Genomic DNA, 25,803 nt, shown 5'->3' with positions numbered 1-25,803 from the left:
CAGACATACTAACTTATTTATTTACTTCAAATAAAAGCACTTCGTTATTTGTTTTAATTATTCTTGGGTTAGAAATATTAAAATTATTCCAAGTTGATGTTGTTGTAATTTCATAATCTGCTTTTTCAGCAGAATCATTATATAAATTTCCAGATACAATATTTGCAGCATTTTTAATAAAATACAAATTATTCTCTTTTACAAATTCAGTTATTGTGGTTTCGTTTACATATTCTTTGTTTGTATATTTTACTAAATTATTTTTCAAAACATAACCTTCTCGGAACGAAACAGGAAAATCTGTTACTTGCCAATTTTCAATAATTTTCACAACAGCGTTATCCGATTTATTAATGTAAATATAGCCTGAATAATTACTTAAATAAACGCGCCTTGTGAATGTAGAATGATTTCGTGGAGAAGAAAACTGAATAACAAAAACTTCTTCATTGTTTATTTTTGTTGTTCCTTCAATGCTTAATAGAAACTTCTTAAACTTGTTTGTTTTTAAAAAAGGAGCATATTGAATAGGACTATTATACATCAATCCATGATATTCTTTAAAACTTTCTGTTTCAAAATTTTGATTCACCTTCCATTTTGTTTCCAATACTTTTTTCGTGTTTCTAAATTCACGATTTACATAACCTAAATCATATTGTTGCGCCGAAACATCTGCATCAACACAAGTCGTATCTGCAACTTTTATCAAAATGTTAGTTTTTAAATCCGAACTAAATCCTTTATCTGGATAATTTTTATCTAGACTTCCAATAGCTTTTTTTAGAATTTGATAAGGTGTATTTTTACTATAAATAACAACTTCTTCAATGTAGGTTTCGTTTGGTCTATCCTTAATATTTAAGTTTATAGAAGTTTTATTTTTTACAATTTCTTTTTCTTCAGTTGTATCAAGAATTACATCTTCATACTCATCAATTGTTGACAAAGTAGCTTTAGGAAAATACAGATAACCATCATGAAATTCACTTAATTTTCCTTCGATAAATGTTATCGGACTAAAAAGTCTGTTTTCTTTTATATTATTTATTTCGAGTTGTTTTGCAGAAATAAAAACATGATTATTCTTAAACTGTTTATTCAAAACATCCTCAAAAGAACCTTCCTTAATTGGAGTATTATGCCATTTATTTTGAAGAAAAACAGAATCATTAGTTGTTATTGCTGCTAAACTATACATTTTTCCTTGCAAAGCAGTTTTAACATAAGAACCCATAGGAACAAAATCTTCAATAATAGGCGTTTTTACAGATTGCAAATTGTTAGCAAAATGCTGATTGGCTCCCCAACAAATAATTTTTGCTTCCGGATTTTGCTTTAAATAAGCCAATAAATTTTCAGACATTTGCTTATCTCTAATATTGTCTATACCTGTACAATTGAAAGCACTTGTGAAATTTTGACGCGTAAAAGCATCTTCACCTAATGTTAATAATCCGTTTACAATTTGGGTCCAATAAAAATTTTCTTCTGAGTTTTTTTGCTGACTTAATTTTTGCTTCAATTTATTTAATTCTGAAGAAAAAATTGGATATGAAATATCACTTTCATCGAACATAGTAGAATTGGAAATAGATTCTAAAAGCAAACTAAAATCTTCCTTGTTCAATTTTATAGTGTGATTTATGCTTTTTGAATAACTAAATAAATCATTTGATAAATTTACAGTACCATTTACACTTGTAATTTGATGGTCAAATCCGAAAAGCTTTAAGTTCCCTTTATTGTTTTCAAAAAACGTGACAAAACTTTGAAACTCTTTTCTTTTTCCCCACATAGAAAACAACGAATTCCTAAAAACTTGTTTGCAATTTGCTCCTTCTTTAACATCTTCTTGTGCTTTCCATAAATCGTAAATTCCAGATTCAAATGCAATTACATTGAAACCCATATGCTCAACCAAATATTTTACAATTTCGGTTTTGGTTTCAAAAACATTGCCATCAAAATGACTGATTTCTCCAAGCATTACAACTTGAACATCTTTTAATTCCTCTTGTAAAAAACTAAAATCCTTAGAAATGGGTGGATCCGATAAAATTATACTTTTTGAAATGGTGTTTTGTGAAAAGAGTACAAAACTGAAAAATAGTAAAAAAAGAGAAAATGTTTTTTTCATTTGAAAATGATTTATTAGAACTAATAACTTCTATTCTAAAAAATTATTGTGCCAAATTTTTAATGTTCTTTTTATTTTTTCACTCTCGTTTCATTCTGTTTCACAAAAGCGTCCCAACCGGAATAACTCGTCGTACCAACCACTTTTCCTGTATTGAAAAAATGACAAACCGCGGCAGCTAAACCATCTGTAGAATCGAGATTTTTAGGTAATGTTTTTAGACCTAATAATTGTTGCAACATTTTCGCAACTTGTTCTTTACTGGCGTTTCCATTTCCAGTAATGGCCATTTTTATTTTCTTCGGTTCGTATTCTGTTATGGGAATATCTCGTGACAAACCTGCCGCCATAGCCACACCTTGCGCTCTTCCTAATTTCAACATCGATTGTACGTTTTTACCAAAAAATGGTGCTTCAATAGCAATTTCATCTGGATGATAGGTGTCGATTAACTCGATGGTTCGCTCAAAAATACGCTTCAACTTCATATAATGATCGTCCATTTTATTGAGTTGTAATTCATTTAATTGAATAAACTCCATTTTTTTATTCACGACACGAATAAGTCCGAAACCCATAATAGTAGTTCCAGGATCGATGCCGAGTATGATGCGTTCGTTTGACAAAATTTTTGTTTCAGGTTTAAGGTTTCAAGTTCAAAGTTTTGTTTCTTTGCAAAATGATTTCAAACAAAACTAAACAATATCTCACACTTATAATAAAACTGGTCATTGTTTTTGGTGCCTTTTATTTTATTTACGACAAATTAGCGCACGATGATAAACTGAGTTGGAAACAATTTTCAGATATTTTACAACATAAATTTACTATTGGCTGGATACTTTTTATGTTATGTTTTAGTGTTTTGAATCGTTTTTTAGAGATTTTGAAGTGGAAGAATTTAGTTTTAGTGATGGAGAAAATCTCTTTATTCACGGCTACCAAACAAGTTTTAGCAGGCGTTACTGCTGGTTTATTTACACCAAACGGAATTGGGGAATATGCAGGAAAAGCACTTTATTTTCCAAAAACAGAAACTAAACGTGTTTTGTTTTTAAACTTGATTTGCAACGGCATTCAAATGGTTTTGAGCATTATTTTTGGTTTGATTGGTTTGCTATATTTAGGTTACACGTTATACTTTTTCATATTAATCGGAATTGGGTTTTTAGTTTTAACTTTTCTTTTCTTAACGAAGAATGCAAATATAAAAGGCTATTCCATTGCTTTGTTTTTAGAAAAAATAACAGAAATTCCGAAGAAAATCCATCAGAAAAATATTTTATTAGCCATTACTAGATATTTGACATTTTCGCACCAATACTACTTTTTGTTTTTGCTATTTGGTATCCAAATTGACTACTTCACTTTGATGGCAACCATTACTGCTGTTTATTTTATTGCCAGTTCTTTACCTTCTTTTCAATTTTTAGATTTTGTAGTAAAAGGTGGTGTGGCGATTTGGTTTTTCGAAAAATTGAACATTGATGAATATGTTGTTTTATTTATTAGTACTTTTATGTGGTTGTTAAATGTGGTACTTCCGGTTGTCATTGGAAGTTATTTTGTGTTGATTTATAAAACGCGAGATGATTCCACGAACACTCAAAGTCACTAAATTTCTATGATTTTATTTGCGCTACTTTTATTCCTTTATGCGGCTTTGATTACTCAATTGGCTTTTGGCATTTCGAAAATGAATAAGCAAAACACAATAGAATCTTCTTCACCAAAAACTACTTTTTCGATAGTTGTGCCTTTTAGAAATGAGGCTGAGAATTTACCAATACTTTTAAATTCGATTGAGAAATTGAAGTATCCAACAGAATTATTTGAAGTGATTTTAGTAGATGATGAATCGGAAGAAAAGTACGATTTACGAAGTGCGATTTACGATTTTAAAATTATTCCAAACCAAAGGAAAAGCAATTCTCCAAAGAAAGATGCGATTGAAACAGCAATTCAAATAGCGAAATACAATTGGATTGTAACTACTGATGCCGATTGTGAAGTTCCTGAAAATTGGTTAGCCATTTTTGATGCAAAAATTCAAGAAACGAAAGCTCAAATGTGTATAGGTTCTGTTGGTTATGTATCTGAAACTGGATTTTTACACGATTTTCAAAATAATGATTTTTTAAGCTTACAAGGCGTGACAGCTGGAAGTTTCGGAATTGAAAAACCTTTTATGTGTAATGGTGCGAATTTCGCTTATGAAAAAACTTTCTTTAAAGACTTAAACGGATTTAAAGGCAACAATAACTTGGCGAGTGGTGATGATGTTTTTTTATTGCAAAAAGCTTTGAAATCGGCTCCTGATAAAATATCGTATTTAGGTAATTTGAATATCGTTTTTACTAAAAGTTGCGATTCTTGGAAAACCTTAATCCATCAAAGAGTGCGATGGGCAAGTAAAACTTCAGCTTATGCGAATTGGTATCCGAAAATTTTAGGAATTATTGTCTTTTTGACTAATTTAAGTGGATTACTTTTGTTAGTTGCGCCTTTTTATCAATTCGAATTAATAAAATTTACAACATATTTTTGGGTGTTGAAATTTGGAATTGATTTTATGTTCTTGAAATTTAGTGCTTCTTATTTTAGATTGCCTTTCAAAAACTATTTGTCCAGTTTTTTAGTTTATCCTTTTTTTACCGTTTTAGTTGTTGTAAAAGCGCTGTTCGGGAAATTTGACTGGAAGGATAGACAGTTTTAGCCCTGATAGTAGCGGCATCTTTTTGTTTTTGTGACCATTAAAAGGGAACAAAAACAAAAAATATAGCGGATAGCAGGAAATAGCTCCAAAAAAACTACTTCTTTTTTAAAACCACCGGCATTTGAAATTCGGTTTTCACAGGAACACCTCTTTTTATCGCTGGGTTAATTTTTGGAAAATCGGTTAATCGCAGTTGAAAAATACTGTCTAATTGTGGTTTGTTATACGTAATTGAATCTGAAATAATCGGTTCGAAATTCAAAGTAGAATTAGAAGAAATTACCACTTTTACTTGAATCGTATCTAATTGCGGAAACAATTTTGCGATGCTATCGTCTTTTAATTTCGAATGCAATTGCATAGAAAGCGTTTCGTAAAAACAACTTTGCTGACTGTCTTTATCCGTTATCGAATCGCATTCCGAAAAAGAGGGGAATTCGTCTACTTGCTCCCAATTGATTTTTTTGAGTTCTTGTTCTAACAACACCTTTTCGTCGGGCACTTTCTTATCGAAAAACTGGCACGATTGTAGCGAGAGTATCAAGAATAAAGCAATTACTTTGTTCATTTATTTTTTTATACTTTTAGATTTTCAAAAATACACTTTTATGGAATATATTGTATTGATTTTAGGAATTTGTTTACTGATTGGTGGAATTATAGGTAGTATTTTACCCGTTTTGCCAGGTTTACCATTATCTTGGCTTGGATTATTGTGTTTATTTTTCGTTCCTGGAATTGAAACCAATTATTGGTTATTAGGAATTACGCTAGTCTTAACTATAGTTTTAAGTATTTTAGATTATCTCATTCCTGCTAAAGGAACGAAGATGTTTGGCGGCAGTAATTACGGCATTTGGGGAACGAATATTGGCTTAGTGGTTGGAATCTTTTTACCGATACCTTTTGCCTTTTTAATTTGTCCGTTCTTAGGTGCTTTCATTGGAGAACTTATCTACAACTCTCAAGACAAAAAACGAGCTTTAAACGCTGCTTTTGGTTCTTTCATTGGCTTTTTAGCCGGAACTTTCATGAAAGTGTTTTATGCTTTAGTTTTATTTGGAATTTTTATTTGGATTACTTTTAAAAACTTAGAAATTTGGGTGAATTAAATTGGGATAAATAAAAAAAGCTCTTCAAAACTGAAGAGCTTTTTTTTTGCGGTCTGGACGGGACTCGAACCCGCGACCCCCTGCGTGACAGGCAGGTATTCTAACCAACTGAACTACCAAACCGTTGCTGTAATGCAGTGCAAATATAGAATTATTTTACTTAAAAAAAACAACCAAATTCGATTTTTCACAAACAAAAATTCAAACAAGCACCATCAAACTGATAATCAGAAACTAACAAAACTAATGAATGAACAAATAAAAAATAATAACGCTAAAATAAAAGCATTTAGAAGTAAAATTAGAAGTGTTTAGGATATAAAATTTTTCTTTATTTGAAAGTATTTACAATAAAACTAAGCTTGTTGTACTTGACTTTTAAAATTTTTCGAAGAATAAGAAATAGTGTTAAATCAAAAAAGCTTCCCAAAAATGGAAAGCTTTTCATTGGTCTAACTACTAAACCTTTCCCGATCTCTCGGGTAAACAACACAACTACCTTAATCTTGAACCTCAAGATATTTGGGCAAAAAAGCACTTCATTTCTGAAGTGCTTCCCAAATTTTGCGGTCTGGACGGGACTCGAACCCGCGACCCCCTGCGTGACAGGCAGGTATTCTAACCAACTGAACTACCAAACCGTTGCTGTAATGCGAGTGCAAATATACTACAGTTTTTGAAACCTGCAAATGTTTTGGCAAAAAATATTATATATTTTTTTAAATTTTTAGCCAAACTTCTGTTTTTCAACCAAATATGTAGTAATAATTTTTTCGAATTTTTCATCCACTGAAACTGGAACATACTTGATTTTGTATGCTGAACAGGTATTAGAAATGTTTTCGAAATAGTTTTTGACTACTTTTTCATAACTTTCTTTCATGTTTTCGGCAAATAAATTGACTTCTTCACCTGTTTCTACATCAATAAACTTTCGTGGTGTGTTGTCAAAATTGAAATTTAGCTCTGTTTTTTTATCATAAACATGAAACAAAACCACTTTATGTTTGTTGTGTTTTAAATGTTGTAAAGCTTTAAACAGCTTCTCATTATCTTCACCAATAAACATATCGGTAAACAAAACAATCATAGAACGGCGATGTACTTTTTCTGCAATTTGATGTAAAAATGTAATCGTATCTGTTTTTTTAGATTCTTTAGGAGAATTCAAAATATTTTCGAATTGATTCAAAATCATTCTGTGATGACGTTCACTTCCTTTTTCAGATGCGTAATATTCATAGGTATCCGAATACACTGAAACACCTATAGCATCTCTTTGTTTTTTAAGTAAGTTCATTAAAACCGCTGACGCTAATACAGAAAAACCAATTTTACTTTCAGAAAACAACTGATTGTCTTTTAACTTAGGATAATGCATAGAAGAAGAGTTGTCAATAATTATATGACAACGCAAATTGGTTTCTTCTTCATATTTCTTCGTATATAATCTGTCGGTTTTGGCAAATAACTTCCAATCGATATGTTTGGTACTTTCGCCTTGATTATAAATTTTATGTTCGGCAAATTCGGCAGAAAAACCATGAAATGGACTTTTATGCATACCAGAAATAAAACCTTCGACGATTTGATTGGCCAAAAGTTCTAAGTTTTTAAACTGTGATATTTTTTCAAGTTGCGATTCTAAATTCATATCGTAAATATATAGTTTTATTCTTGAAGTTAAAAAAGTTGCATAAAAAAAGGCTCAACTTACATTGAACCTTTTAAGTATTTATCTACTTAGCTATTATAACAAAGCGTCAATAGCGTCTGTATATGTTTTCTTTGGTGCTACACCAACTTGTCTTCCAACTACTTCTCCATTTTGGAAAACCAATACAGTTGGAATGTTTCTAACTCCGTATTTTGCAGCAAATTCTTGATTTGCATCTACATCTACTTTACCAACGATAGCTTTACCATCGTATTCAGTAGCTACTTCGTCAATAACCGGTCCAACCATTCTACATGGTCCACACCAAGCTGCCCAAAAATCTACTACTACTGGTTTATCTGATTTCAATACTACTTCTTCAAAAGTAGCATCTGTAATTGCTAATGCCATATTTTTATATTTAGTTTTTTTTATACTTTAATTATTATACTGCGAAAGTAAAAAATATATTTAAGGTGTGAAAAAAATTATGATTTCTTTTAACTATTAAGTAATTAGAAAAATCAATTTATAAGTTTTTTAACACTGATAATAACAAATCGCCCTTCAATCTTTTTGAATAATTCGGATTGATATACATGAATTCAATTTCTCTATTTTCATTTAAAACATAAACAGTTGGAACTGGCAAAAAACCAGGATTTTTACCTTCAGAATATTTTTCTAATTTAGGCTTTTCTCTTTTAAAAGCAATTCCTAAAGCTTGTGAAAATTTCCCATCACTGTCTGAAAAAAGCTGATAATTTAATTTATCTTCTGTTGTTGTTTCTTTTAAAAACTTAGGAGAATCCGGACTAACCGCCACAATTTGATAACCCAATCCAATGATTTGACTTTCAATTTCTTGCATATCCATTAATTGCGAATTACAATACGGACACCAACCACCACGATACACTATCAAAACCGTTTTTTTATTGAATATTTCAGATGTAGAAACTAATTTTTCATCTATCGAAACCAAATCTTGTTTTGGTATTTTTTCACCAATTAATAAAGGCGAAATATCTTCTGCTGTATCAGCAATTTGTGCCGAAGCAAATGATGTTATTGCTAAAAAGATTAAAAGAAACTTTTTCATAATTTTATTTTTAAATGATAATACAAATTTAGTGCCGATAAAAACAAAATTATGTTAGATAGTTTACTTAATTCAACTTAAAATTGATTTGCATTTTTTCTAAACCTTCTAACAACTCTTTGGAAATATTGATTTTTAATTTTCGACTTGGCATTTCGAGCTTATTTTTAATAATCGTTTCTTCAATTTCTTCCATCTGATTTTCTACGATAATTTCAGCAGCAGTTTCTATCTCATCATCAGAATCAATTACGGTTTCATCTTGAAGGTCTTCATCGATTTCAATTTCTCGTTTCACAAATCGTTTTACTTTTTCTAATTCTAACAATTCGAAAGTCACATTTAAATCGCCTTGATGGTTGGAAAAAAGTTCGTTCAATTTTGAAATTAATTGTTCTTTTAATTCTTCAACTGGCAATTGAATGGTAAGTTTTTTAGCAAAATCAGGCAATACATCTTGCAAACTTTGCATGTGCGAAAAGTTAATTCTCGGATCCGATTTTTTACCCGTTTCTTTATTTGCCCAACCTTCTTTAACGAAAATCTTAATAAACACAAACTGACTTTGAACCAAATAATGTCGAAATTTCAGGTATTCTTCGTTAAAGATTTTAAATTCGAAACTTTCTTCATAGCCTTCGATATTGAAAGTCGCCCAACCTTTATTTTGTTGTGTAGTTCTGTGTTGCACATTCGAAACAATTCCACCAAACGATAAATTTTTACCCACTAAAGGTTCTAAATTACTTAAAGCTTGCAACTTGGTATTGCAGAAATATTTCATTTCAAATTTATAATCGTCCAAAGGATGACCTGAAATATAAATTCCAACTACTTCTTTTTCTCTAGATAATTTCTCTAAAGTATTCCATTCTTCACAAGGTGGCACAACTGGTTCGGCAATTTGAACATCAGAAGCATCACCAAATAAACTTACTTGAGAAGAATTTTCATTTTCTTGAAACTTCGCACCGAAACGCATTGCTTTTTCCAAAAACGTAATATTATCACCATCAGAATGGAAATATTGCGCTCTATGCGTCTCTCCAAATTCATCAAAACCACCAGCTAACGCTAAGTTTTCGAATGCTTTTTTATTGGCTGCACGTAAATCGATACGTTTGGCTAAATCGAAAATAGATTTATAACGCGCTTCTTTTCTACATTCAACTATAGTTTTTACGGCATTTTCTCCCACACCTTTAATCGCTCCCATTCCGAAACGAATCGCATTATTATCGTTTACCGTAAATTTATAGAACGATTCATTCACATCCGGACCTAAAACTTCTAAGCCCATACGTTTACATTCTTCCATAAAAAATGAAACAGATTTGATATCATTCATATTATTAGAAAGCACCGCCGCCATATATTCTGCAGGATAATGCGCTTTTAAATAGGCTGTTTGATAGGCAATCCAAGCATAACATGTTGAGTGCGATTTATTGAATGCGTAACTCGCGAATGCTTCCCAGTCTTTCCAAATTTTTTCTAATATTTTGGCATCATGTCCTTTTTCTTCCGCTTGCGCGACGAATTTAGGCTTCATTTTATCTAAGACAGGTTTGTCTTTTTTTCCCATCGCTTTACGAAGTACGTCGGCATCACCTTTAGTAAAGCCTGCTAACGACTGCGACAGAAGCATTACCTGCTCTTGATATACTGTAATTCCGTAGGTTTCTGCTAGATATTCTTCACACGCATCTAAATCGTACGCAATAGGTTCTAAACCATTTTTTCTACGAACGAAAGAGGGAATATATTCTAACGGACCTGGACGATACAATGCATTCATCGCAATTAAATCTCCAAAAACCGTTGGCTTTAAATCTTTCAGGTATTTCTGCATTCCTGGCGATTCGTACTGAAAAATACCGACCGTTTCACCACGTTGGAATAATTCGTACGTTTTTTTATCGTCGATAGGAAATGTATCGGGATCTAAATCGATATCACGCTTATACTTTACCAGTTTAACGGTGTCTTTTATAAGCGTTAAAGTTTTTAAACCTAAGAAGTCCATCTTCAATAATCCAGCACTTTCGGCAACGGCATTATCAAATTGTGTAACGTATAAATCGGAATCTTTTGCTAAAGCTACTGGTACGAAATTCGTAATATCATCTGGCGTAATAATTACACCACAAGCATGAATTCCAGTATTTCGAAGGGAACCTTCTAATATTTTAGCTTGCTGAATAGTTTCTCCAGACAATTCGCCTTGATTAGCAATTTCGATTAATTCTTTAACTCTATCGAATTCATCAGAACGAACGGCTTTTTTTACGTCTTCTTCTTTTTCAGAAAGAAAACGTGCCAAATTCCATTTTCCTGGCATCATCGCTGGAATTAATTTGGCAATTCTATCTGCTTCGAACAATGGTAAATCTAACACACGAGCTGTATCACGAATGGCTGATTTCGTAGCCATTTTACCATAGGTGATAATTTGCGCTACTTGGTTCGAACCGTATTTTTTAATTACATAATCCATTACTCTACCACGACCTTCATCATCAAAATCGATATCAATATCGGGCATCGATACACGGTCGGGATTAAGGAAACGCTCAAAAAGCAGGTTATACAACATTGGATCAATATTCGTAATCCACAAGCAATAGGCTACTACCGAACCTGCTGCAGAACCACGACCAGGCCCAACTGAAACATCCATTTTTCTGGCTTCGGCAATGAAATCTTGTACAATTAAGAAATAACCTGGATAACCTGAATTACTAATCGTTAATAATTCAAAATCGATACGTTCTCTGATTTTATCTGTGATTTCTCCATAACGTTTTTTGGCACCTTCGTACGTTAAATGTCGTAAATATGCATTTTCACCACGAACACCTTTATCAGTTAAATCTTCTGCAACTTGAAATTCATCTGGAATATCAAATTTCGGAAGTAATACATCTCGCGAAAGCGAATAAATTTCAATTTTATCTACAATTTCTTGCACATTACTAATCGCTTCCGGCGTTTGCGGAAACAATTTTTTCATGTCATTTGTCGACTTGAAATAATATTCTTGATTCGGTAATCCGAAACGGTAACCCCTTCCACGACCAATTGGTGTTGCTTGTTTTTCACCATCTTTTACACATAATAAAATATCGTGTGCGTTGGCATCTTCTTTATTGATGTAAAACGTATTGTTTGTGGCAATTAGCTTTACATTATGTTTTCTAGAAAATTGAATTAGCGTAGTATTTACCGCTTTTTCATCTTCCTGATTGTGATTCATTAATTCGATATACAAATCTTCACCAAATTGCTCTTTCCACCACAATAAAGCTTCTTCCGCTTGATTTTCTCCGATGTTTAGAATTTTATTTGGCACTTCTCCGTATAAACTTCCAGTCAGAACAATGATATCTTCTTTATATTGTTTGATTAATTCTTTATCGATACGAGGCACGTAATAAAAACCATCTGTATATGCTTTTGAAGATAGTTTCGCTAAATTATGATAGCCTTTTTTATTCTTTGCTAACAAAACAATTTGATAGCCATTGTCTTTATTCGATTTGTCTTTGTGATTGTTACACACGAAGAATTCACAACCTACAATGGGTTTGATGATCGTTTCTGTTGGTTGTTCACCAGCCTCAACTGATGCTACATTTTTAGCTTCTGCTGATTTATTATGATTTAAAATCCCGCTCACGAATTGAAAAGCACCCATCATATTTCCAATATCTGTCAGAGCAACGGCTGGCATTTTTTGTTTGGCCGTATTCTCAATTAATTTCGGAATTGAAATAGTCGATTGCAAAACTGAAAACTGAGAATGATTGTGCAAATGTGCAAAGGCAACATCTGAAATATCTTCCAAATTTTCTGGTAAGATTTCAATATCTTTTGGAAGTTGTTGCTGTAATTTTTCGCGTAAGCTTGTCGAAGCTTGTTTTAAATTAACGTGTTTTAAACCAATTGGTTTTACCTCTGGATTGTTAGTTCTGAAAGCGGTGTAATATTCTTCAGAAACGGGTAATTCGTTGGAATTGAAATTGCCACGTTTTACTAATTCTAAAAAACATCGCGTTGTAGCTTCTACATCGGCAGTTGCGTTGTGGGCTTCTGCGAATTTTTCGTTAAATAAAAATTCGTGTAATTCTGTTAGAGTTGGTAATTTGAATCTTCCACCACGACCACCAGGTAATTTTAATAATAAGGCTGTAGTTTCCGTACACGTATCTAAAACGGGCATTTTGGTTAAATCAGTTGCAATTCCAAAACGATGAAATTCGCAACCCATAATATTCACGTCAAAGCCAACATTTTGTCCAACTATATATTTTGACTGCGATAAAGCGATATTAAATTTTTCTAAAATTTCACTTAAATCGTGACCTTCTTGAGCGGCTAAATCAGTAGAAATTCCATGAATTCTTTCGGCGTCAAAAGGAATATTATACCCTTCTGGCTTAATTAAATAATCTTGATGTTCGATAAGGTTTCCCATCTCGTCATGTAATTGCCAAGCAATTTGCACGCAACGAGGCCAGTTGTTGGTATCTGTAATTGGCGCAGACCAACTTTTAGGTAAACCTGTAGTTTCGGTATCAAAGATTAAATACATAATAGAATTCTAAATTAAAAACTCCTAAAAAAAGGAAGATTTCAAAAGTACAATTTATCTTTTTTTAAGGCAATTTTAGTTATTAACAAAAACAAAAAACCACCTCGTAATGAAGTGGTTAGATGTTATATATAAGTTAAGAAATTTTAGTAAGCTGGTACTTTATAAAAAGTTCCTTTATTAAAATTAACTACATTACCATTATCATCTACTGCATTGAAACTAAATGTTCCTGTGTAAGCATTTCCTTCAATTTTTTCAATTTCAACAACTCCGTTACTTTTCATTACACTTAATATTCTTACAGTTGCATTTGCATTTCCACCGTTAACTGTTACAACATCACCTGGCTCATAACCAGTACCTCTACTTGCTATAGTAGCACCAATTACTGCACCTGCCGTATTTGTAGTTATTCTCAAAGTTAATCCATTTCCTGAACCTCCAGTTGTAGTAACATTACTAGCATTCAAACTTGCATATCCAGAACCGTTAGCAACTACTCCTGCTAATTTATAAACAGGACCTTCAATTAAAGACGTCTCGTAAAACAACACTGTTCCTTCATTATTGTATGAATAAGAAGCACTTATGTTTGTATTTGAAGTTCCAAGATTATGAACTCCAACAGTATTAGGAACTTCAATAGTTACTAATTCTTTATCTGTATAAGCATTAATTGAAATTGTTCCTCCAGCATTAATTGTTACTTTTGAATCTGCAGCACGCCAAAAGACATTATCTTTTTCGCCTTGAAAAGCTGGTGAATTAGTTTTAACATCGTTTTCACAAGAAACCAATAATAATGTAAGGGCAAGTATTGAAAATATTTTTTTCATTTGTGTTTTTAATTTGAAAGATGTACAAATATATATTATATTTTCAAACAGTTGCATAAAAATTTAAAAAAAAATCATACATTGCATTCCCTCAAATTCAAATAAAATGAAGAAATATTTATTTTTATTATTGATTTCATACTTTAGTTTTGCACAAATACCTGCTTACTATAGTTCAATTGATTTTACTCAAAGTGGAAATACCTTAAAAACCGCTTTAGGAAATTTAATCACAACTACACATACCACAAAAATTAGTTATTCTCCTGGAGTTTGGAATGCACTTAAAGCAGCTGACAAAAACCCGAATGATGCAACAAAAGCTATTCTTGTTTATGGATATAATGATTTTGATGGCAATACTGTAAACGACAGAAACAGAGGCATAAACGACATTTGTAGCGGAACTAGTTTGTGTGCTTTATTATGGAACAGAGAACATTGTTATGCTAAATCACTTGGAACTCCAGCTCTAGTTGATGGCGGTAGTGGCGCTAGCAGTGATGCTGGTGAAGACGCACACCACATAAGGGCAGCCGATGTTACTTTTAATGCAGACAGAGGTAACAGATTGTATGCAGACGGTGAAGGTGATGCTGGAAATGTAGGTATTTATTGGTATCCAGGCGATGAATGGAAAGGTGATATAGCTAGAATGATGATGTATATGTATCTACGATATCCTACTCAATGTTTAGCTACAAATGTTGGAAGCGGAACTACTACATATAATGTTGATATGCCAGATATCTTTTTAGAATGGAATGAAGAAGATCCAGTTAGTCAGTTTGAAAAAACAAGAAACAATGTTTTAGAAGGTATTCAAGGAAATAGAAATCCGTTTATTGACAATCCCTATTTAGCCACAATGATTTGGAACGGGCCACAATCGCCTGATGCTTGGAACATTTTAACTTGTCCGACAACAACAACTTGGAACGGAACGGCTTGGAATAACGGAGTGCCAAATAAAAACGTAAAATCAATAATTTCAGGCAATTATACCTCATCAGGTAATTTAGATGCTTGTAGTTTAGATATTACAGGAACCGCACAAGTAATCCTACAAACTAACCATGTTTTTACAATTGTACGAGGAATTAATGTAGCTTCAACCGCGAATTTTACAGTTGAAAACAATGCTAACCTAGTTCAAATTAATAATAGTACAAATACAGGAAATATTACGGTTTTAAAAAATAGCGCAAACATATTACGTTTAGATTATACCGCTTGGTCTTCTCCTGTGGCAAATCAAAATTTATTGAGTTTTTCTCCACAAACATTAACAAATAGATTTTACACCTACAATCCAGGTGCAACAACTACTCCAACCGCATACACTGCAATTAACCCTTCAACAAATAATTTCACAACCGGAAAAGGCTATTTAATTAGAAGTCCTAATACTTGGTCGGCTTCTACTGCAAGTTCTTACAATGGGCAATTTACTGGTATTCCAAATAATGGAGAATATTTCAACCCCATTCAATTAGGATATAATTTAGTTGGAAATCCTTATGCAGCGTCTATTGAAGGAAGTCATTTTATTGCTACGAATAGAACTGTTGAAAACCTATACTTTTGGACACATACTAGTCAAGCCGTTGGTGGAATTTACACTGTAAATAATTTTGCTTCTTACACCACTTTGGGCGGAGTGGCTTCAGCTGCGGGCGGAGCAATTCCTGAAGGCTCTATAAAACCTGGTCAAGGATTTTACCTTTACACTTCAGAAAATGAAAATGTTTGGTTTCATAATGCTTTGCGCTACAACACTATGAATACTCAGTTTTTTAAACAAAATAATAGTGATGATAAATTCCGATTAAACTTATCCAGTTCAGACAAAAACTACAATCAAATTCTTGTTGGATATACAGAAAAAGCCACAAATGATTTTGATTTAGGTATAGATGGAAAAATATTCGAGTACGATGATTCCATGTTATATTCAATATTAAACGAGGAAAAATATGTGATTCAGGGAAAAGGCAACTTTTCAGAAAACGACGTTGTTTATTTAGGATTAAAAATCAAAAACAAAGGTTTGTATGCTGTCTTTTTCGAAAACAAAGAAGGGGTTTTTACTTCTCAAAAAGTATATTTAAAAGACAATTCAACAGGAAGCATTTCAGATTTATCTCAACCTTATTATTTCATGTCTGAAGAAGGAATTTTCAATAACCGATTTGAAATCGTATATAAAAAAGATAAAAACATAATTGTTGAAGAAAACCATGTAATTTCTATTTCAGATGAAAACTCGATTAAAATTTCTTCTTCTCAAAAAGAAATTTCTCAAGTTATTGTTTATGATGTTTTAGGAAAAGAAATTAAAAAACAGAATGGCAACACAACCAATTTTGAAATTCAATTAAACAAAAACAATCAAGTTTTACTTTTAGAAATCACTTTAAAAAATGGAACTAAAATACTCAATAAGATAATTCATTAAACAAAAAAAGTCCTGATAAACAAATATCAGGACTTTTTTTTAAAACTCTTATTCTTCTTAGTTATTTTTTAAATTTACCACTTCTTGTTCTGTTAAGACTCTCCAATTACCTCTTGGTAAATTCTTCTTGGTTAATCCTGCAAAAACAACACGGTCTAATTTAATTACATTGTATTTTAAATGTTCGAAAATGTTTCTTACCACTTTTACGTTAGAAGTTTTCATTTTCACACCAATTTCACTTTTAGCTTCACCTTCAATAAAAGTCACTTCTTCCACATAAACTTTATGTCCTTCAATAGTCACACCATTTTGAATTTTCTCTAAATCTTCATATTTCAAATTCTTATCTAAAGTCACTTGATAAATTTTAGAAGAACGTTGATTTGGCGTCGTAAATTTTCTAACCATATCTGGATCATTTGTAAACAATAACAAACCAGTTGTAGTTTTATCCATTCTTCCGATTGGCTCTAATCTAACATTTGAAGGTGACTTAATCAATTGCAAAACGTTATTTGCACCTTGATCATTCTTCTCAGTTGAAAAATTCTTAGGTTTATTTAAAAGTATGTATTCTTTTTTCTCTGGAGTAATGTTCACGCCATCAAAATTAACCACATCGGTTAATTTCACTTTGTGACCCATTTCTGTAACTACTTCTCCATTAACTTTAACATTACCACTTTGAATATAAATATCCGCATCTCTACGACTACAAACACCTGAATTGGCTACATATTTATTTAATCTGATTTCATCTTTATCAGATTTAATCTTAACCACTTGTTGTTTAGGTTTGTCTGTTCTATTGAACTTTGGAGCAGGCTTGTTTTCTGAAGAAAATGATTTTCCTGATTCGTTTTTCTTAAAATCTGGTTTTTTACTTTCTGAAGTTTTACCGCTTCTTTTCGCTCCTGACGATTTTCTCATGCTATTATTTTTTTGCAAAGGTAGTTAATTTAAGTTAGAAGTACGAAATTTGAAATTAGAAGTCCATCTAAAATTCATTAATTACTTAATTAACAGTAACTTTTGTCCGTTTTCAATGACAGTTGGTTTAATTAGAACAATGCAAATGACACCTGATAAAAGAATAATTTTCAACAAGAAATGTAATTTTATATAATCTACTTTCCCTTCCGATTTCCAAAGTTTCAAAACAAAAATAATAAGTAAAATGTAGCTGACATAAAAGTAAATATCCATATACCCTACATCGTACACGTTTATAAGAAAATACACGGGAACAACAGTAAATACTAATAATAATGAAATAATTTTCTTTGCGAAATGCTCTCCAAATTTCACTGGAATAGTTTGATAATTGTTAGATAAATCGCCTTCAATATTTTCTAAATCTTTAATCATTTCACGAATTAAAATAATCAAAAACAAGAATATGGCATGTGCAAAAATCACATGATAGAAATTCTTGAAATACATCAAAATTCCGAAAAAAGGCAAAACTGCTAATAAAGATGCCGTAATATTACCAACAAGTAGAATTTTTTTCAGCTTGTGCGAATAAAACCAAATGATGAAAATATAAACAGAATAAAACAATGCCGCTCGCCAAGAGATAATAAAACCCAATAAAGCCGAGAAGAAATTTAAAGTAAAATAGACCTGAAGTTGCGTTTTTTGACTTACTAATCTGTCTAAATAGGATTTTTTTGGACGATTGATGATGTCTTTTTTCGCATCGTAAAAATTATTGATGATATAACCTCCAGCAATCGCAAAAGTAGAAGCTATTACTAATAGAAATAATCTCCAATCCAAAATAACATCTAAGGCTCTTCTTTCTGGAGCTAAGATGTAAATCGCAGATAAATATTGTGCAAGCGCGATTACAAATACATTATAACCTCGAACCACAGAAAAGAAACTGAAGATTTTAGTAAGTAATAATTTAGAGTTGCGGCTTAGCATTTTTCTTTAGTTAGTTATTTTGTTTCAAGTTTCAAGTTAAATTAACGCAATAAAAAAAACGTTAAACTTGAAACTTTAAACAAAATTTTAGAACTGATAAACCATTTCTAATTTATAATCTTTTAATGATACTTTAGCTTTTTCGAAATCTTGCGTGAAACCTAAAATGTAACCGCCACCACCAGAACCACACAATTTTAAATAGTAATCGTTGGTTTCAATTCCGTTTTGCCAAATTTGGTGAAATTGCTCTGGAATCATTGGTTTGAAATTACTTAAAACCACTTTAGATAATTCCTTAGTGTTTTTAAATAACGATTTCATATCGCCTTGTAAGAAGTTTTCCACACAAGAATCGGTATATTTTATAAACTGCGATTTTAGCATTTTTCTAAAACCTTGGTCTTTTAAATTTTCCATGAAAATATTTACCATTGGAGCGGTTTCTCCAACAATTCCTGAATCTAATAAGAACACAGCACCTTTTCCAGTAGCCGATTGACTCGGAATGCCAGCTGCTTCGATATTATCTTTAGAATTGATAAGTATTGGTAAACTTAAATAACTATTTAATGGATCTAAACCAGAACTTTTCCCGTGGAAAAATGATTCCATATTAGAAAAAACGGATTTTAATTGCAATAATTTTTCTCTAGTTAAGTTTTCTAAAACGGTAATTTTATTCGTAGCATATTTATCGTAAATAGCCGCGACTAAAGCACCACTACTTCCCACTCCGTATCCTTGAGGAATACTAGAATCGAAATACATTCCGTCGTTTACATCGTTTTGTAAAACATCAATATTGAAAGTTACCAACTCAGGTTGTTCTGTTTGCATTTGCTTTAAATAAGCGACAAACTTCACTAAACTTTGGTTTGATTTTTTGGCTTCTTCTGTCGGATTTTCATCTGACTTCAGTGCGCCTTTGTAAAAATTATATGGGATAGAAAGTCCTTTAGAATCTTGAATGATTCCGTATTCTCCGAAGAGTAATATTTTTGAGTAAAAAAGTGGTCCTTTCATATGTTTTATTCTTTTATTTTATTTGGGTTTTGTCTGGTATCGAATACTGAAACAATATAAATTTTATTCTTTTCAATAATAAAGAAAACAGTGGTTTGCTTTGAAACTACACATTTCCTTAATTCTTCAAATTCAGAAATTGGAAACAATTCAGGATTTATCTGAATCAAATCAATATTTTCTTTTAATTTATTTAAGAACTTTTTACTTGTTTTTTCAGACCATTTTGAATTTAAATACTCTACTATATTTTTAATCTCTTTTAAACTTCTGTTTGAGAATTGTAATTTTCTCATTTCCAGCCTAATTCATTTTTTACTTCTTCGTAAGAATGAACTCGTCCATTTTTTATATCTTCTAAACCTTCATTAATTCCTTCTTTCGCATAATTTGGCAAATCATCAAACCAATCTTTTCGTTCTTTCTGAAAAATTTTTTTTATAGATTTTATGATTGAAGGATTCTCTGTTTCCAACAACAATTTCATCAACTCTAATTTTTCTAATTGAATATCCATTTTTGATCGTCTTTACGTAAAGATATAAAATTATTTTAAATCTTGTGCGCCATTTCCAATTTCATCGCAAATATACTGACCATTTTGACAATAGCCAACTAATTCGTCCTGAATAAATTGCAACACTTTTTCTTTTACATTCTCAGGATACAAAACATGTACATTTGCACCTGCATCTAAGGTAAAACAAACTGGAGTTTGCGTTTCGTTTCTGAACTTCCAAATTCTATTAATAATTTCCAATGTATTGGGTTTCATTAAAATAAAATAGGGCATTGATGTCATCATCATGGCGTGTAAAGTCAAGGCTTCACTTTCAACCAAGCTCATAAATTCCGATACGTTTCCAGACTCTAATAACGTAACAATTTTCGCAATATTGTCGTGCGCTTGTTCAAAACGTTGTTCGGCAAATGGATGATTGTGCATTAAATTATGTCCGACCGTACTTGAAACTTGTTTTTCACCTTTATCGACTAACAAAATCGTATCTTGAAAATTATGAAAATTTGAATGAATGTTAGTAAATTCTACACCAAATAAATCAGAACTGTTTTTTATGGTTTCATTTTTTCCCCATGCTACTACATTTCCGATAATACTTCTACAAGCACTACCAGAACCTAATCGCGCTAAAAAAGAAGCTTTTGCATGAAAATAATCATTTGAAATTTCAGGTTTTATGGCTTTTTCTAAACTCATAATATTCATAGCAATTGCTGCCATTCCTGAAGCAGAAGAAGCAATTCCAGAACTATGAGGAAACGTATTTTGTGTATCAATTGTGAAATGATAGTCTTTTAAATAAGGGCAATAAATATAAATTCTTTCGAAAAACTTTTGAATTTTTGGCTTGAAATCTTCTTTTGGCTGTCCTTCAAACAGTAAATCGAACGAGAAATTTTCTTTCTCTACTTTCGAAGTAATCGCTACAGACGTAATCGTTTTGCAATTTTTCAAAGTAAAACTTATAGAAGGATTTGCTGGAATTTGGTCTCCATTTTCCTTTTTTCCCCAATATTTTACCAATGCGATATTACTTGGCGCACTCCATGAAAAAGAAGCAGTTTCTAATGAATTATAATTGGAAAGAATAAAATCAGAATTAGAATACATAAAAAATATTTTTCACAAAGATAGAAAAGGAAGTTAGAAGTCAGAAGCATAAGTCATAACTTTTAGATATCTTTGAATAAAATTTTCAAATGAAAAAATATTTAAGAATTTCGTACTGTATCATTATTTGTTTGACTGTTGGTTTTTTCTCTGGAAAAATTACACAATCTTCTATTACTACTTGGTATCCAACACTTGTAAAACCAGTTTTTAATCCGCCAAATTGGATTTTTGCACCGGTTTGGACGATGCTTTACATTTTCATGGGAATTGCGGCTGGATTAATTTGGAACGAAATTGAAAACAAACAGAAAGAAGTAAAAGTGGCCTTACAATTTTTCATCCTTCAATTAGGATTGAATGCGTTGTGGTCTTATTTATTTTTTAGCTTACACAACCTATTATTAGCTTCAATTGAAATTATTTTATTGCTATTGGTTATGTTAGAATGCTATAAATTATTCAAACCAATAAATGCAACTGCGGCAAAATTATTTATTCCATATATTGCTTGGGTTTCCTTCGCGACTTTACTAACATTTAGTATATATTATTTAAATAATTTCTAAATTTTTTTTATAATATACTGAATTTTAACCATTTAATTAAAATATTTCTTATTTTTGGAAGTCAAACACAAAAACTTTCAATTATGGATTATTATTTACAATTTGCATTAATAGGATTAATTTTTGGAATCGTTGGCTACTTAATTGGTAAAAAATCTTCTGGTTCATCTGGTGGAAATTCTGATGAAAAATGGAAATTAGATTTAGACAATTGCAAACAAAAAAACGCTAAACTTCAAGCAGAAATTGATACATTAAAACTGAACACCTCTGCAAAAGCAAGTAATTTTGTTGGAAACGCGAATGAAAGCAATTCGAATTTTACTTTTGATGCCGCTGCTGCAAAAGCAGTTTATGGAAAATCATACAAACAAGATGATTTGAAAATTGTAGAAGGAATTGGTCCGAAAATCGAAGAATTATTTAAAACATCAGGTATTTTAACTTGGAAAGCGTTAGGAGAAACTTCTGTAGATAGATTACGAGAAATATTAAGCAAAGCTGGAGAAAGATATAATGTTCACGATCCAAATACTTGGCCACGACAATCTAAACTGGCTTACGAAGGCAAATGGCAAGAATTAAAAGATTGGCAAAACACCTTAGAAGGTGGAAGAGAAGTCTAAATTAGAAACAAAAAAACCTCGAAAATATCGAGGTTTTTTTATGCTTTATTTTTCTTAAATATTTTCAGCAACTATAAAACCACTGGTCCAAGCATTCTGAAAATTGAATCCACCAGTAATTGCGTCAATATTGACCACTTCACCAGCGAAATATACTTTTGGCAAGATTTTACTTTGCATGGTTTTAAAATTAATTTCTTTTAAATCAATTCCACCAGCGGTTACAAATTCTTCTTTAAATGTACTTTTTCCGTTGACTTGAAATTCGGCTTGCGTTAATTGACTCGCTAAACTATTAATTTGCTTGTTCGTCACCTCAGCCCATTTGTAATCTAAAGCAATATCAGAAGCCGTAACGATATTTTCCCATAAACGTTTTGGGAAGTCGAACGGACAAAATTTACCAATTAGCTTTTTATTGTGTTCTTCTTTTATGTCTTTTAATTTTTCAACAGCTTCATCAAAAGAAACCTCATCCAGCCAATTAACTAGCAAAGCGAAACAATATTTTTTATCATGTAATTCTCTGGCTCCCCAAGCGGAAAGTCGTAAAATTCCTGGACCTGAAAGTCCCCAATGTGTGATTAATAAAGGTCCGGAAGCAGCTAATTTAGAATTTTTAATTTTGATACTGGCTTGCGCCGAAAGTCCCATTAAATCTTTAATTCTTTTATCGGTAATATTGAACGTAAATAATGAAGGAACAGGTTCTACAATTTCGTGACCCATTTGATGCATCATTTCCCAAATTTTAGGATTGCTTCCAGTGGCTACAACAATTTTTTCGGCTACAAAAACATCGTGTTGGGTTTCAATTTTCCATTGTTCATCTTTATTAAAATATAAAGATTGTACACTTTGCGAAGTGAATACTTTGATTCCTAATTTCTTTACTTCTTTTTCGAAACAATCAATTATGGTTTGAGAATCATCCGTAATTGGAAACATTCTTCCGTCTTCTTCGATTTTTAATTCGATGCCACGTTTTTCGAACCAATCAATGGTATCACCAGAACAAAATTGCGAAAACGGACCTTTTAATTCTCTTTCGCCACGCGGATAAAATTTGACTAAATCGTTGGGCAAGAAACACGCATGTGTGACATTACAACGCCCACCACCAGAAATTTTAACCTTAGTTAAGCATTCTTTTCCTCGTTCGAGAATCGCCACACTAAGTTGCGGATTTTTCTCTGCAATATTTATCGCTGCAAAGAAACCGGCTGCGCCACCGCCTATAATTATGATGTTGTATGATTGCATAAAATTTGTTTCAAGTTATTTGTTTCAAGTTTCAAGTTTCAAGTTTCAGGTTTTTGTAACTTGAAACCTGAAACTTGAAACATTTTTATTTAAAGCGTTTCTTTCAACCATTTGAAAAATTCACCTTGCCAAACTAAAGCATTTTGAGGTTTTAACACCCAATGGTTTTCATCTGGAAATAGTAAAAATTTACTTTTGATTCCTTTTAATTGTGCGGCTTGAAAAGCTTCTTGTCCTTGTCCGATTGGCACACGGTAATCTTTTCCGCCTTGAATAATTAGTATTGATGTATTCCAATTGTTTACTAATTTAATTGGATTGAATTCATTGTAAGTTTTCTGTGCGATTTTATTATCTTTTTCCCAATATGCTCCTCCAGAATCCCAGTTCGTAAAGAAAACTTCTTCTGTAGTTCCGTACATACTTTCTGTATTGAAAATTCCACAATGAGAAATAAAAGTTTTAAATCTGTTCTTATGAATTCCCGCTAATTGAAATACTGAATATCCGCCGTAACTCGCACCAACAGCACCAATTCTGGTTTTATCTACATACGATTCTTTAGAAATATCATCAATGGCTGATAAATAATCGTCCATAACTTGTCCGCCCCAATCTCCTGAAATTTGTTCGTTCCATTTTACACCATGACCAGGCATTCCTCTTCTATTTGGTGCTACCACAATATAACCTTGAGAGGCCATTACTTGAAAATTCCAACGGAAAGAATAATATTGCGATAAAGCACTTTGCGGGCCACCTTGACAATATAAAAGGGTTGGATATTTTTTTGTTTTATCGAAATTTGGAGGTAAAATTACCCAAACCAACATTTTTTTGCCATCAGTTGTTGTTACCCAACGTTTTTCTGAAGTACATTTTGCAATTTTTGAATACGCTTCATCATTTACATGTGTGATTTGTTTCCAAGATTTTGCTTTTAAATCATATGAAAACACTTCAGTTGCCATGTTGTGAGTTGTTTTTGTTACTAAAACTGAAGTTCCTGTAAAACCTACAATTCCATTTACGTCAAAATCACCATCAGTTAACTGTCTTACTGTAACTGCAATTCTTGTTACACCAGGAAAATTAACTTCAAACAATTGTTTTGTTCCTAAAACTGGCGCAATGAAATAGACTTTTTTACCATCATTACTCCAAACAAAACTTTCAACCGTTCCGTCCCAAGCCGCAGTTAAATTAATATCCATTCCTTTAAAACGAACGATGATATCATTTTTATCGGCTTCAAAGCCATCGCGTTTCATTTGCAACCAAGACAAATCGCCTTGTGGTGAAAATGATGGATGTGTATCGTAACCTAAATTACTTTCTGTTAAATTTTTAGTTGTTTTTGAAGCTAAATCGTACTCATATAAATCGGTATTTGTACTTGTAGCATAAGCTGTTCCTGCTTTTTTCTTGCAAACATAAATGATTTTACTTCCATCTGGCGACCAAATATAATCTTCATCACCACCATGCGGTTTTTGAGGAGAATCATAAGGTTCGTTTGGCATGATATCTATGAAAGCTGCATCTTTTTTATTTTCAGAATAGCCAACATGATTATGCGTTCCGTCATTCCAAGTATCCCAATGACGATAATCTAAACTTTCATAGACTTGCGCCGTAGTTTTAGATAATTCTGGATACAAATCTGAACCTAATAATTTTTCAACTTTTACGGCTTTATCAACTAATTTTTTAGAACCATCTTTAGAAATATTTTTATCAACTACTAACCCTTCTATTGATTCTAAAAGTGTTTCTTTTCCACCACCAACTGGTACTGAAAAATATTTAGAATTTATTTTATTTTCTTGAACATTTGGCGTTCCAACTTTATATATTAATGACTTCCCATCTTTAGAAATACCAATTGGAGTAACTCTACCTAATTGCCATAATTTTTCTGGCGTCATGATTTGTTGCGCATTTGAACTCATACTTATTACACTGAAAATGAAGAAAATATATTTTTTCATACTTATAAATTTTAAAACGAGGTTAAAAGTAGCACTTTTTTGAAAAAATATAACTATTTTCACGCTCTAAAATAAATATGTTTTAAAATCGCCACAAATGGAAGTTTGTTAATTCAAATACCCATAAATAAAAGGCGATGCA

22 protein-coding genes and 2 tRNA genes are annotated in these 25,803 nt (G+C 31.7%); 6 read left to right on the top strand and 18 right to left on the bottom strand.

All coding sequences use genetic code 11. The features are described from left to right. Positions 1 to 13: 13 nt before the first annotated feature. Together UEQ13_RS15085 and ruvC are read right to left on the bottom strand one after the other, a co-directional pair. Positions 14 to 2,140, bottom strand: a complete 2,127-nt coding sequence (locus UEQ13_RS15085; RefSeq protein ID WP_329807170.1) for an erythromycin esterase family protein — start codon at positions 2,138 to 2,140, stop codon at positions 14 to 16. Between the two features lie 71 nt (positions 2,141 to 2,211). Further along, a complete protein-coding gene (gene ruvC / locus UEQ13_RS15080) occupies positions 2,212 to 2,766 on the bottom strand; it encodes a crossover junction endodeoxyribonuclease RuvC (RefSeq protein WP_166125504.1) in 555 nt (184 codons plus the stop codon). 53 nt (positions 2,767 to 2,819) lie between these two features. On the opposite strand from ruvC, the gene UEQ13_RS15075 reads away from it, so the two are divergent. Beyond that, a complete protein-coding gene (locus tag UEQ13_RS15075; RefSeq protein WP_329807168.1) occupies positions 2,820 to 3,758 on the top strand; it encodes a hypothetical protein in 939 nt (312 codons plus the stop codon). A gap of 78 nt (positions 3,759 to 3,836) precedes the next feature. After that, positions 3,837 to 4,856, top strand: a complete 1,020-nt coding sequence (locus UEQ13_RS15070) for a glycosyltransferase family 2 protein (RefSeq protein ID WP_329807167.1) — start codon at positions 3,837 to 3,839, stop codon at positions 4,854 to 4,856. Between the two features lie 94 nt (positions 4,857 to 4,950). On the opposite strand, the gene UEQ13_RS15065 is transcribed toward UEQ13_RS15070, so the two are convergent. Then, positions 4,951 to 5,424, bottom strand: a complete 474-nt coding sequence (locus tag UEQ13_RS15065) for a hypothetical protein (protein ID WP_329807165.1) — start codon at positions 5,422 to 5,424, stop codon at positions 4,951 to 4,953. 40 nt (positions 5,425 to 5,464) lie between these two features. On the opposite strand from UEQ13_RS15065, the gene UEQ13_RS15060 reads away from it, so the two are divergent. After that, positions 5,465 to 5,968: a DUF456 domain-containing protein gene (locus tag UEQ13_RS15060; protein WP_329807163.1), complete on the top strand. Its 504-nt coding sequence runs from the start codon at positions 5,465 to 5,467 to the stop codon at positions 5,966 to 5,968. Between the two features lie 49 nt (positions 5,969 to 6,017). On the opposite strand, the gene UEQ13_RS15055 is transcribed toward UEQ13_RS15060, so the two are convergent. The 7 genes from UEQ13_RS15055 to UEQ13_RS15025 all read right to left on the bottom strand — a co-directional run bounded on the left by UEQ13_RS15055 (position 6,018) and on the right by UEQ13_RS15025 (position 14,160). Next, positions 6,018 to 6,091 (bottom strand) — tRNA-Asp (locus tag UEQ13_RS15055). Positions 6,092 to 6,535: 444 nt separating this feature from the next. After that, positions 6,536 to 6,609 (bottom strand) — tRNA-Asp (locus UEQ13_RS15050). A gap of 86 nt (positions 6,610 to 6,695) precedes the next feature. Then, entirely contained in the window at positions 6,696 to 7,622 is a 927-nt protein-coding gene (locus tag UEQ13_RS15045; protein WP_329807162.1) for a DUF58 domain-containing protein, read from the bottom strand. Between the two features lie 96 nt (positions 7,623 to 7,718). Then, entirely contained in the window at positions 7,719 to 8,036 is a 318-nt protein-coding gene (trxA, locus tag UEQ13_RS15040; RefSeq protein ID WP_329807160.1) for a thioredoxin, read from the bottom strand. A 118-nt stretch (positions 8,037 to 8,154) separates the two neighbouring features. Then, positions 8,155 to 8,727: a peroxiredoxin family protein gene (locus tag UEQ13_RS15035; RefSeq protein WP_329807159.1), complete on the bottom strand. Its 573-nt coding sequence runs from the start codon at positions 8,725 to 8,727 to the stop codon at positions 8,155 to 8,157. 67 nt (positions 8,728 to 8,794) lie between these two features. Continuing rightward, positions 8,795 to 13,321: a DNA polymerase III subunit alpha gene (gene dnaE, locus UEQ13_RS15030; protein WP_329807158.1), complete on the bottom strand. Its 4,527-nt coding sequence runs from the start codon at positions 13,319 to 13,321 to the stop codon at positions 8,795 to 8,797. Between the two features lie 146 nt (positions 13,322 to 13,467). After that, the gene (locus UEQ13_RS15025) at positions 13,468 to 14,160 is read right to left on the bottom strand and encodes a DUF6252 family protein (RefSeq protein WP_329807157.1); all 693 of its coding nucleotides are present in this window, start codon (positions 14,158 to 14,160) and stop codon (positions 13,468 to 13,470) included. Positions 14,161 to 14,266: 106 nt separating this feature from the next. On the opposite strand from UEQ13_RS15025, the gene UEQ13_RS15020 reads away from it, so the two are divergent. After that, the gene (locus UEQ13_RS15020; protein WP_329807156.1) at positions 14,267 to 16,618 is read left to right on the top strand and encodes an endonuclease; all 2,352 of its coding nucleotides are present in this window, start codon (positions 14,267 to 14,269) and stop codon (positions 16,616 to 16,618) included. A gap of 57 nt (positions 16,619 to 16,675) precedes the next feature. On the opposite strand, the gene UEQ13_RS15015 is transcribed toward UEQ13_RS15020, so the two are convergent. From UEQ13_RS15015 to mvaD, 6 genes are all read right to left on the bottom strand, one after another. Continuing rightward, positions 16,676 to 17,551 carry a pseudouridine synthase gene (locus UEQ13_RS15015; RefSeq protein ID WP_329807155.1) on the bottom strand — a complete coding sequence of 292 codons (876 nt, stop codon included), beginning with the start codon at positions 17,549 to 17,551 and terminating at the stop codon, positions 16,676 to 16,678. Positions 17,552 to 17,632: 81 nt separating this feature from the next. Beyond that, complete coding sequence (locus UEQ13_RS15010; protein ID WP_329807154.1) at positions 17,633 to 18,553, bottom strand: geranylgeranylglycerol-phosphate geranylgeranyltransferase; 921 nt, start codon at positions 18,551 to 18,553, stop codon at positions 17,633 to 17,635. A gap of 87 nt (positions 18,554 to 18,640) precedes the next feature. Continuing rightward, entirely contained in the window at positions 18,641 to 19,579 is a 939-nt protein-coding gene (locus UEQ13_RS15005; RefSeq protein WP_329807153.1) for a mevalonate kinase family protein, read from the bottom strand. A 5-nt stretch (positions 19,580 to 19,584) separates the two neighbouring features. Further along, the gene (locus UEQ13_RS15000; protein ID WP_329807152.1) at positions 19,585 to 19,875 is read right to left on the bottom strand and encodes a type II toxin-antitoxin system RelE/ParE family toxin; all 291 of its coding nucleotides are present in this window, start codon (positions 19,873 to 19,875) and stop codon (positions 19,585 to 19,587) included. Continuing rightward, positions 19,872 to 20,096, bottom strand: a complete 225-nt coding sequence (locus UEQ13_RS14995; RefSeq protein ID WP_329807151.1) for a hypothetical protein — start codon at positions 20,094 to 20,096, stop codon at positions 19,872 to 19,874. The genes UEQ13_RS15000 and UEQ13_RS14995 overlap by 4 nt, the downstream gene beginning before the upstream one ends. 30 nt (positions 20,097 to 20,126) lie before the next feature. After that, positions 20,127 to 21,212 carry a diphosphomevalonate decarboxylase gene (gene mvaD, locus UEQ13_RS14990; protein WP_329807150.1) on the bottom strand — a complete coding sequence of 362 codons (1,086 nt, stop codon included), beginning with the start codon at positions 21,210 to 21,212 and terminating at the stop codon, positions 20,127 to 20,129. An 89-nt stretch (positions 21,213 to 21,301) separates the two neighbouring features. Between mvaD and UEQ13_RS14985 the strand changes: the two genes are divergently transcribed. Together UEQ13_RS14985 and UEQ13_RS14980 are read left to right on the top strand one after the other, a co-directional pair. Next, positions 21,302 to 21,781 carry a TspO/MBR family protein gene (locus UEQ13_RS14985; protein ID WP_329807149.1) on the top strand — a complete coding sequence of 160 codons (480 nt, stop codon included), beginning with the start codon at positions 21,302 to 21,304 and terminating at the stop codon, positions 21,779 to 21,781. A gap of 83 nt (positions 21,782 to 21,864) precedes the next feature. Then, positions 21,865 to 22,407, top strand: coding sequence for a hypothetical protein (locus UEQ13_RS14980; RefSeq protein ID WP_329807148.1), 543 nt, complete (start codon positions 21,865 to 21,867; stop codon positions 22,405 to 22,407). A 54-nt stretch (positions 22,408 to 22,461) separates the two neighbouring features. Here the strand turns inward: UEQ13_RS14980 and UEQ13_RS14975 are convergent, their stop codons facing one another. Both UEQ13_RS14975 and UEQ13_RS14970 read right to left on the bottom strand, forming a co-directional pair. Then, positions 22,462 to 23,670 carry a BaiN/RdsA family NAD(P)/FAD-dependent oxidoreductase gene (locus UEQ13_RS14975; RefSeq protein ID WP_329807147.1) on the bottom strand — a complete coding sequence of 403 codons (1,209 nt, stop codon included), beginning with the start codon at positions 23,668 to 23,670 and terminating at the stop codon, positions 22,462 to 22,464. A gap of 89 nt (positions 23,671 to 23,759) precedes the next feature. Further along, a complete protein-coding gene (locus tag UEQ13_RS14970; RefSeq protein ID WP_329807146.1) occupies positions 23,760 to 25,661 on the bottom strand; it encodes a S9 family peptidase in 1,902 nt (633 codons plus the stop codon). Positions 25,662 to 25,803: the final 142 nt, after the last annotated feature.

The organism is Flavobacterium facile (genome assembly GCF_036321945.1).
GTDB lineage: Bacteria > Bacteroidota > Bacteroidia > Flavobacteriales > Flavobacteriaceae > Flavobacterium > Flavobacterium facile.
The sequence above is the reverse complement of the archived record's forward strand: the minus strand, read 5'-3'. Positions and strand labels throughout refer to the sequence as shown.

Bases quoted from the DNA above. Each gene is read 5' to 3' on its own strand.
- UEQ13_RS15085 (WP_329807170.1), bottom strand. From the start codon at position 2,140: ATGAAAAAAACATTTTCTCTTTTTTTACTATTTTTCAGTTTTGTACTC.
- UEQ13_RS15075 (WP_329807168.1), top strand. From the start codon at position 2,820: ATGATTTCAAACAAAACTAAACAATATCTCACACTTATAATAAAACTG.
- UEQ13_RS15070 (WP_329807167.1), top strand. From the start codon at position 3,837: ATGAATAAGCAAAACACAATAGAATCTTCTTCACCAAAAACTACTTTT.
- UEQ13_RS15065 (WP_329807165.1), bottom strand. From the start codon at position 5,424: ATGAACAAAGTAATTGCTTTATTCTTGATACTCTCGCTACAATCGTGC.
- UEQ13_RS15060 (WP_329807163.1), top strand. From the start codon at position 5,465: ATGGAATATATTGTATTGATTTTAGGAATTTGTTTACTGATTGGTGGA.
- UEQ13_RS15045 (WP_329807162.1), bottom strand. From the start codon at position 7,622: ATGAATTTAGAATCGCAACTTGAAAAAATATCACAGTTTAAAAACTTA.
- trxA (WP_329807160.1), bottom strand. From the start codon at position 8,036: ATGGCATTAGCAATTACAGATGCTACTTTTGAAGAAGTAGTATTGAAA.
- UEQ13_RS15035 (WP_329807159.1), bottom strand. From the start codon at position 8,727: ATGAAAAAGTTTCTTTTAATCTTTTTAGCAATAACATCATTTGCTTCG.
- dnaE (WP_329807158.1), bottom strand. From the start codon at position 13,321: ATGTATTTAATCTTTGATACCGAAACTACAGGTTTACCTAAAAGTTGG.
- UEQ13_RS15025 (WP_329807157.1), bottom strand. From the start codon at position 14,160: ATGAAAAAAATATTTTCAATACTTGCCCTTACATTATTATTGGTTTCT.
- UEQ13_RS15020 (WP_329807156.1), top strand. From the start codon at position 14,267: ATGAAGAAATATTTATTTTTATTATTGATTTCATACTTTAGTTTTGCA.
- UEQ13_RS15015 (WP_329807155.1), bottom strand. From the start codon at position 17,551: ATGAGAAAATCGTCAGGAGCGAAAAGAAGCGGTAAAACTTCAGAAAGT.
- UEQ13_RS15010 (WP_329807154.1), bottom strand. From the start codon at position 18,553: ATGCTAAGCCGCAACTCTAAATTATTACTTACTAAAATCTTCAGTTTC.
- UEQ13_RS15005 (WP_329807153.1), bottom strand. From the start codon at position 19,579: ATGAAAGGACCACTTTTTTACTCAAAAATATTACTCTTCGGAGAATAC.
- UEQ13_RS15000 (WP_329807152.1), bottom strand. From the start codon at position 19,875: ATGAGAAAATTACAATTCTCAAACAGAAGTTTAAAAGAGATTAAAAAT.
- UEQ13_RS14995 (WP_329807151.1), bottom strand. From the start codon at position 20,096: ATGGATATTCAATTAGAAAAATTAGAGTTGATGAAATTGTTGTTGGAA.
- mvaD (WP_329807150.1), bottom strand. From the start codon at position 21,212: ATGTATTCTAATTCTGATTTTATTCTTTCCAATTATAATTCATTAGAA.
- UEQ13_RS14985 (WP_329807149.1), top strand. From the start codon at position 21,302: ATGAAAAAATATTTAAGAATTTCGTACTGTATCATTATTTGTTTGACT.
- UEQ13_RS14980 (WP_329807148.1), top strand. From the start codon at position 21,865: ATGGATTATTATTTACAATTTGCATTAATAGGATTAATTTTTGGAATC.
- UEQ13_RS14975 (WP_329807147.1), bottom strand. From the start codon at position 23,670: ATGCAATCATACAACATCATAATTATAGGCGGTGGCGCAGCCGGTTTC.
- UEQ13_RS14970 (WP_329807146.1), bottom strand. From the start codon at position 25,661: ATGAAAAAATATATTTTCTTCATTTTCAGTGTAATAAGTATGAGTTCA.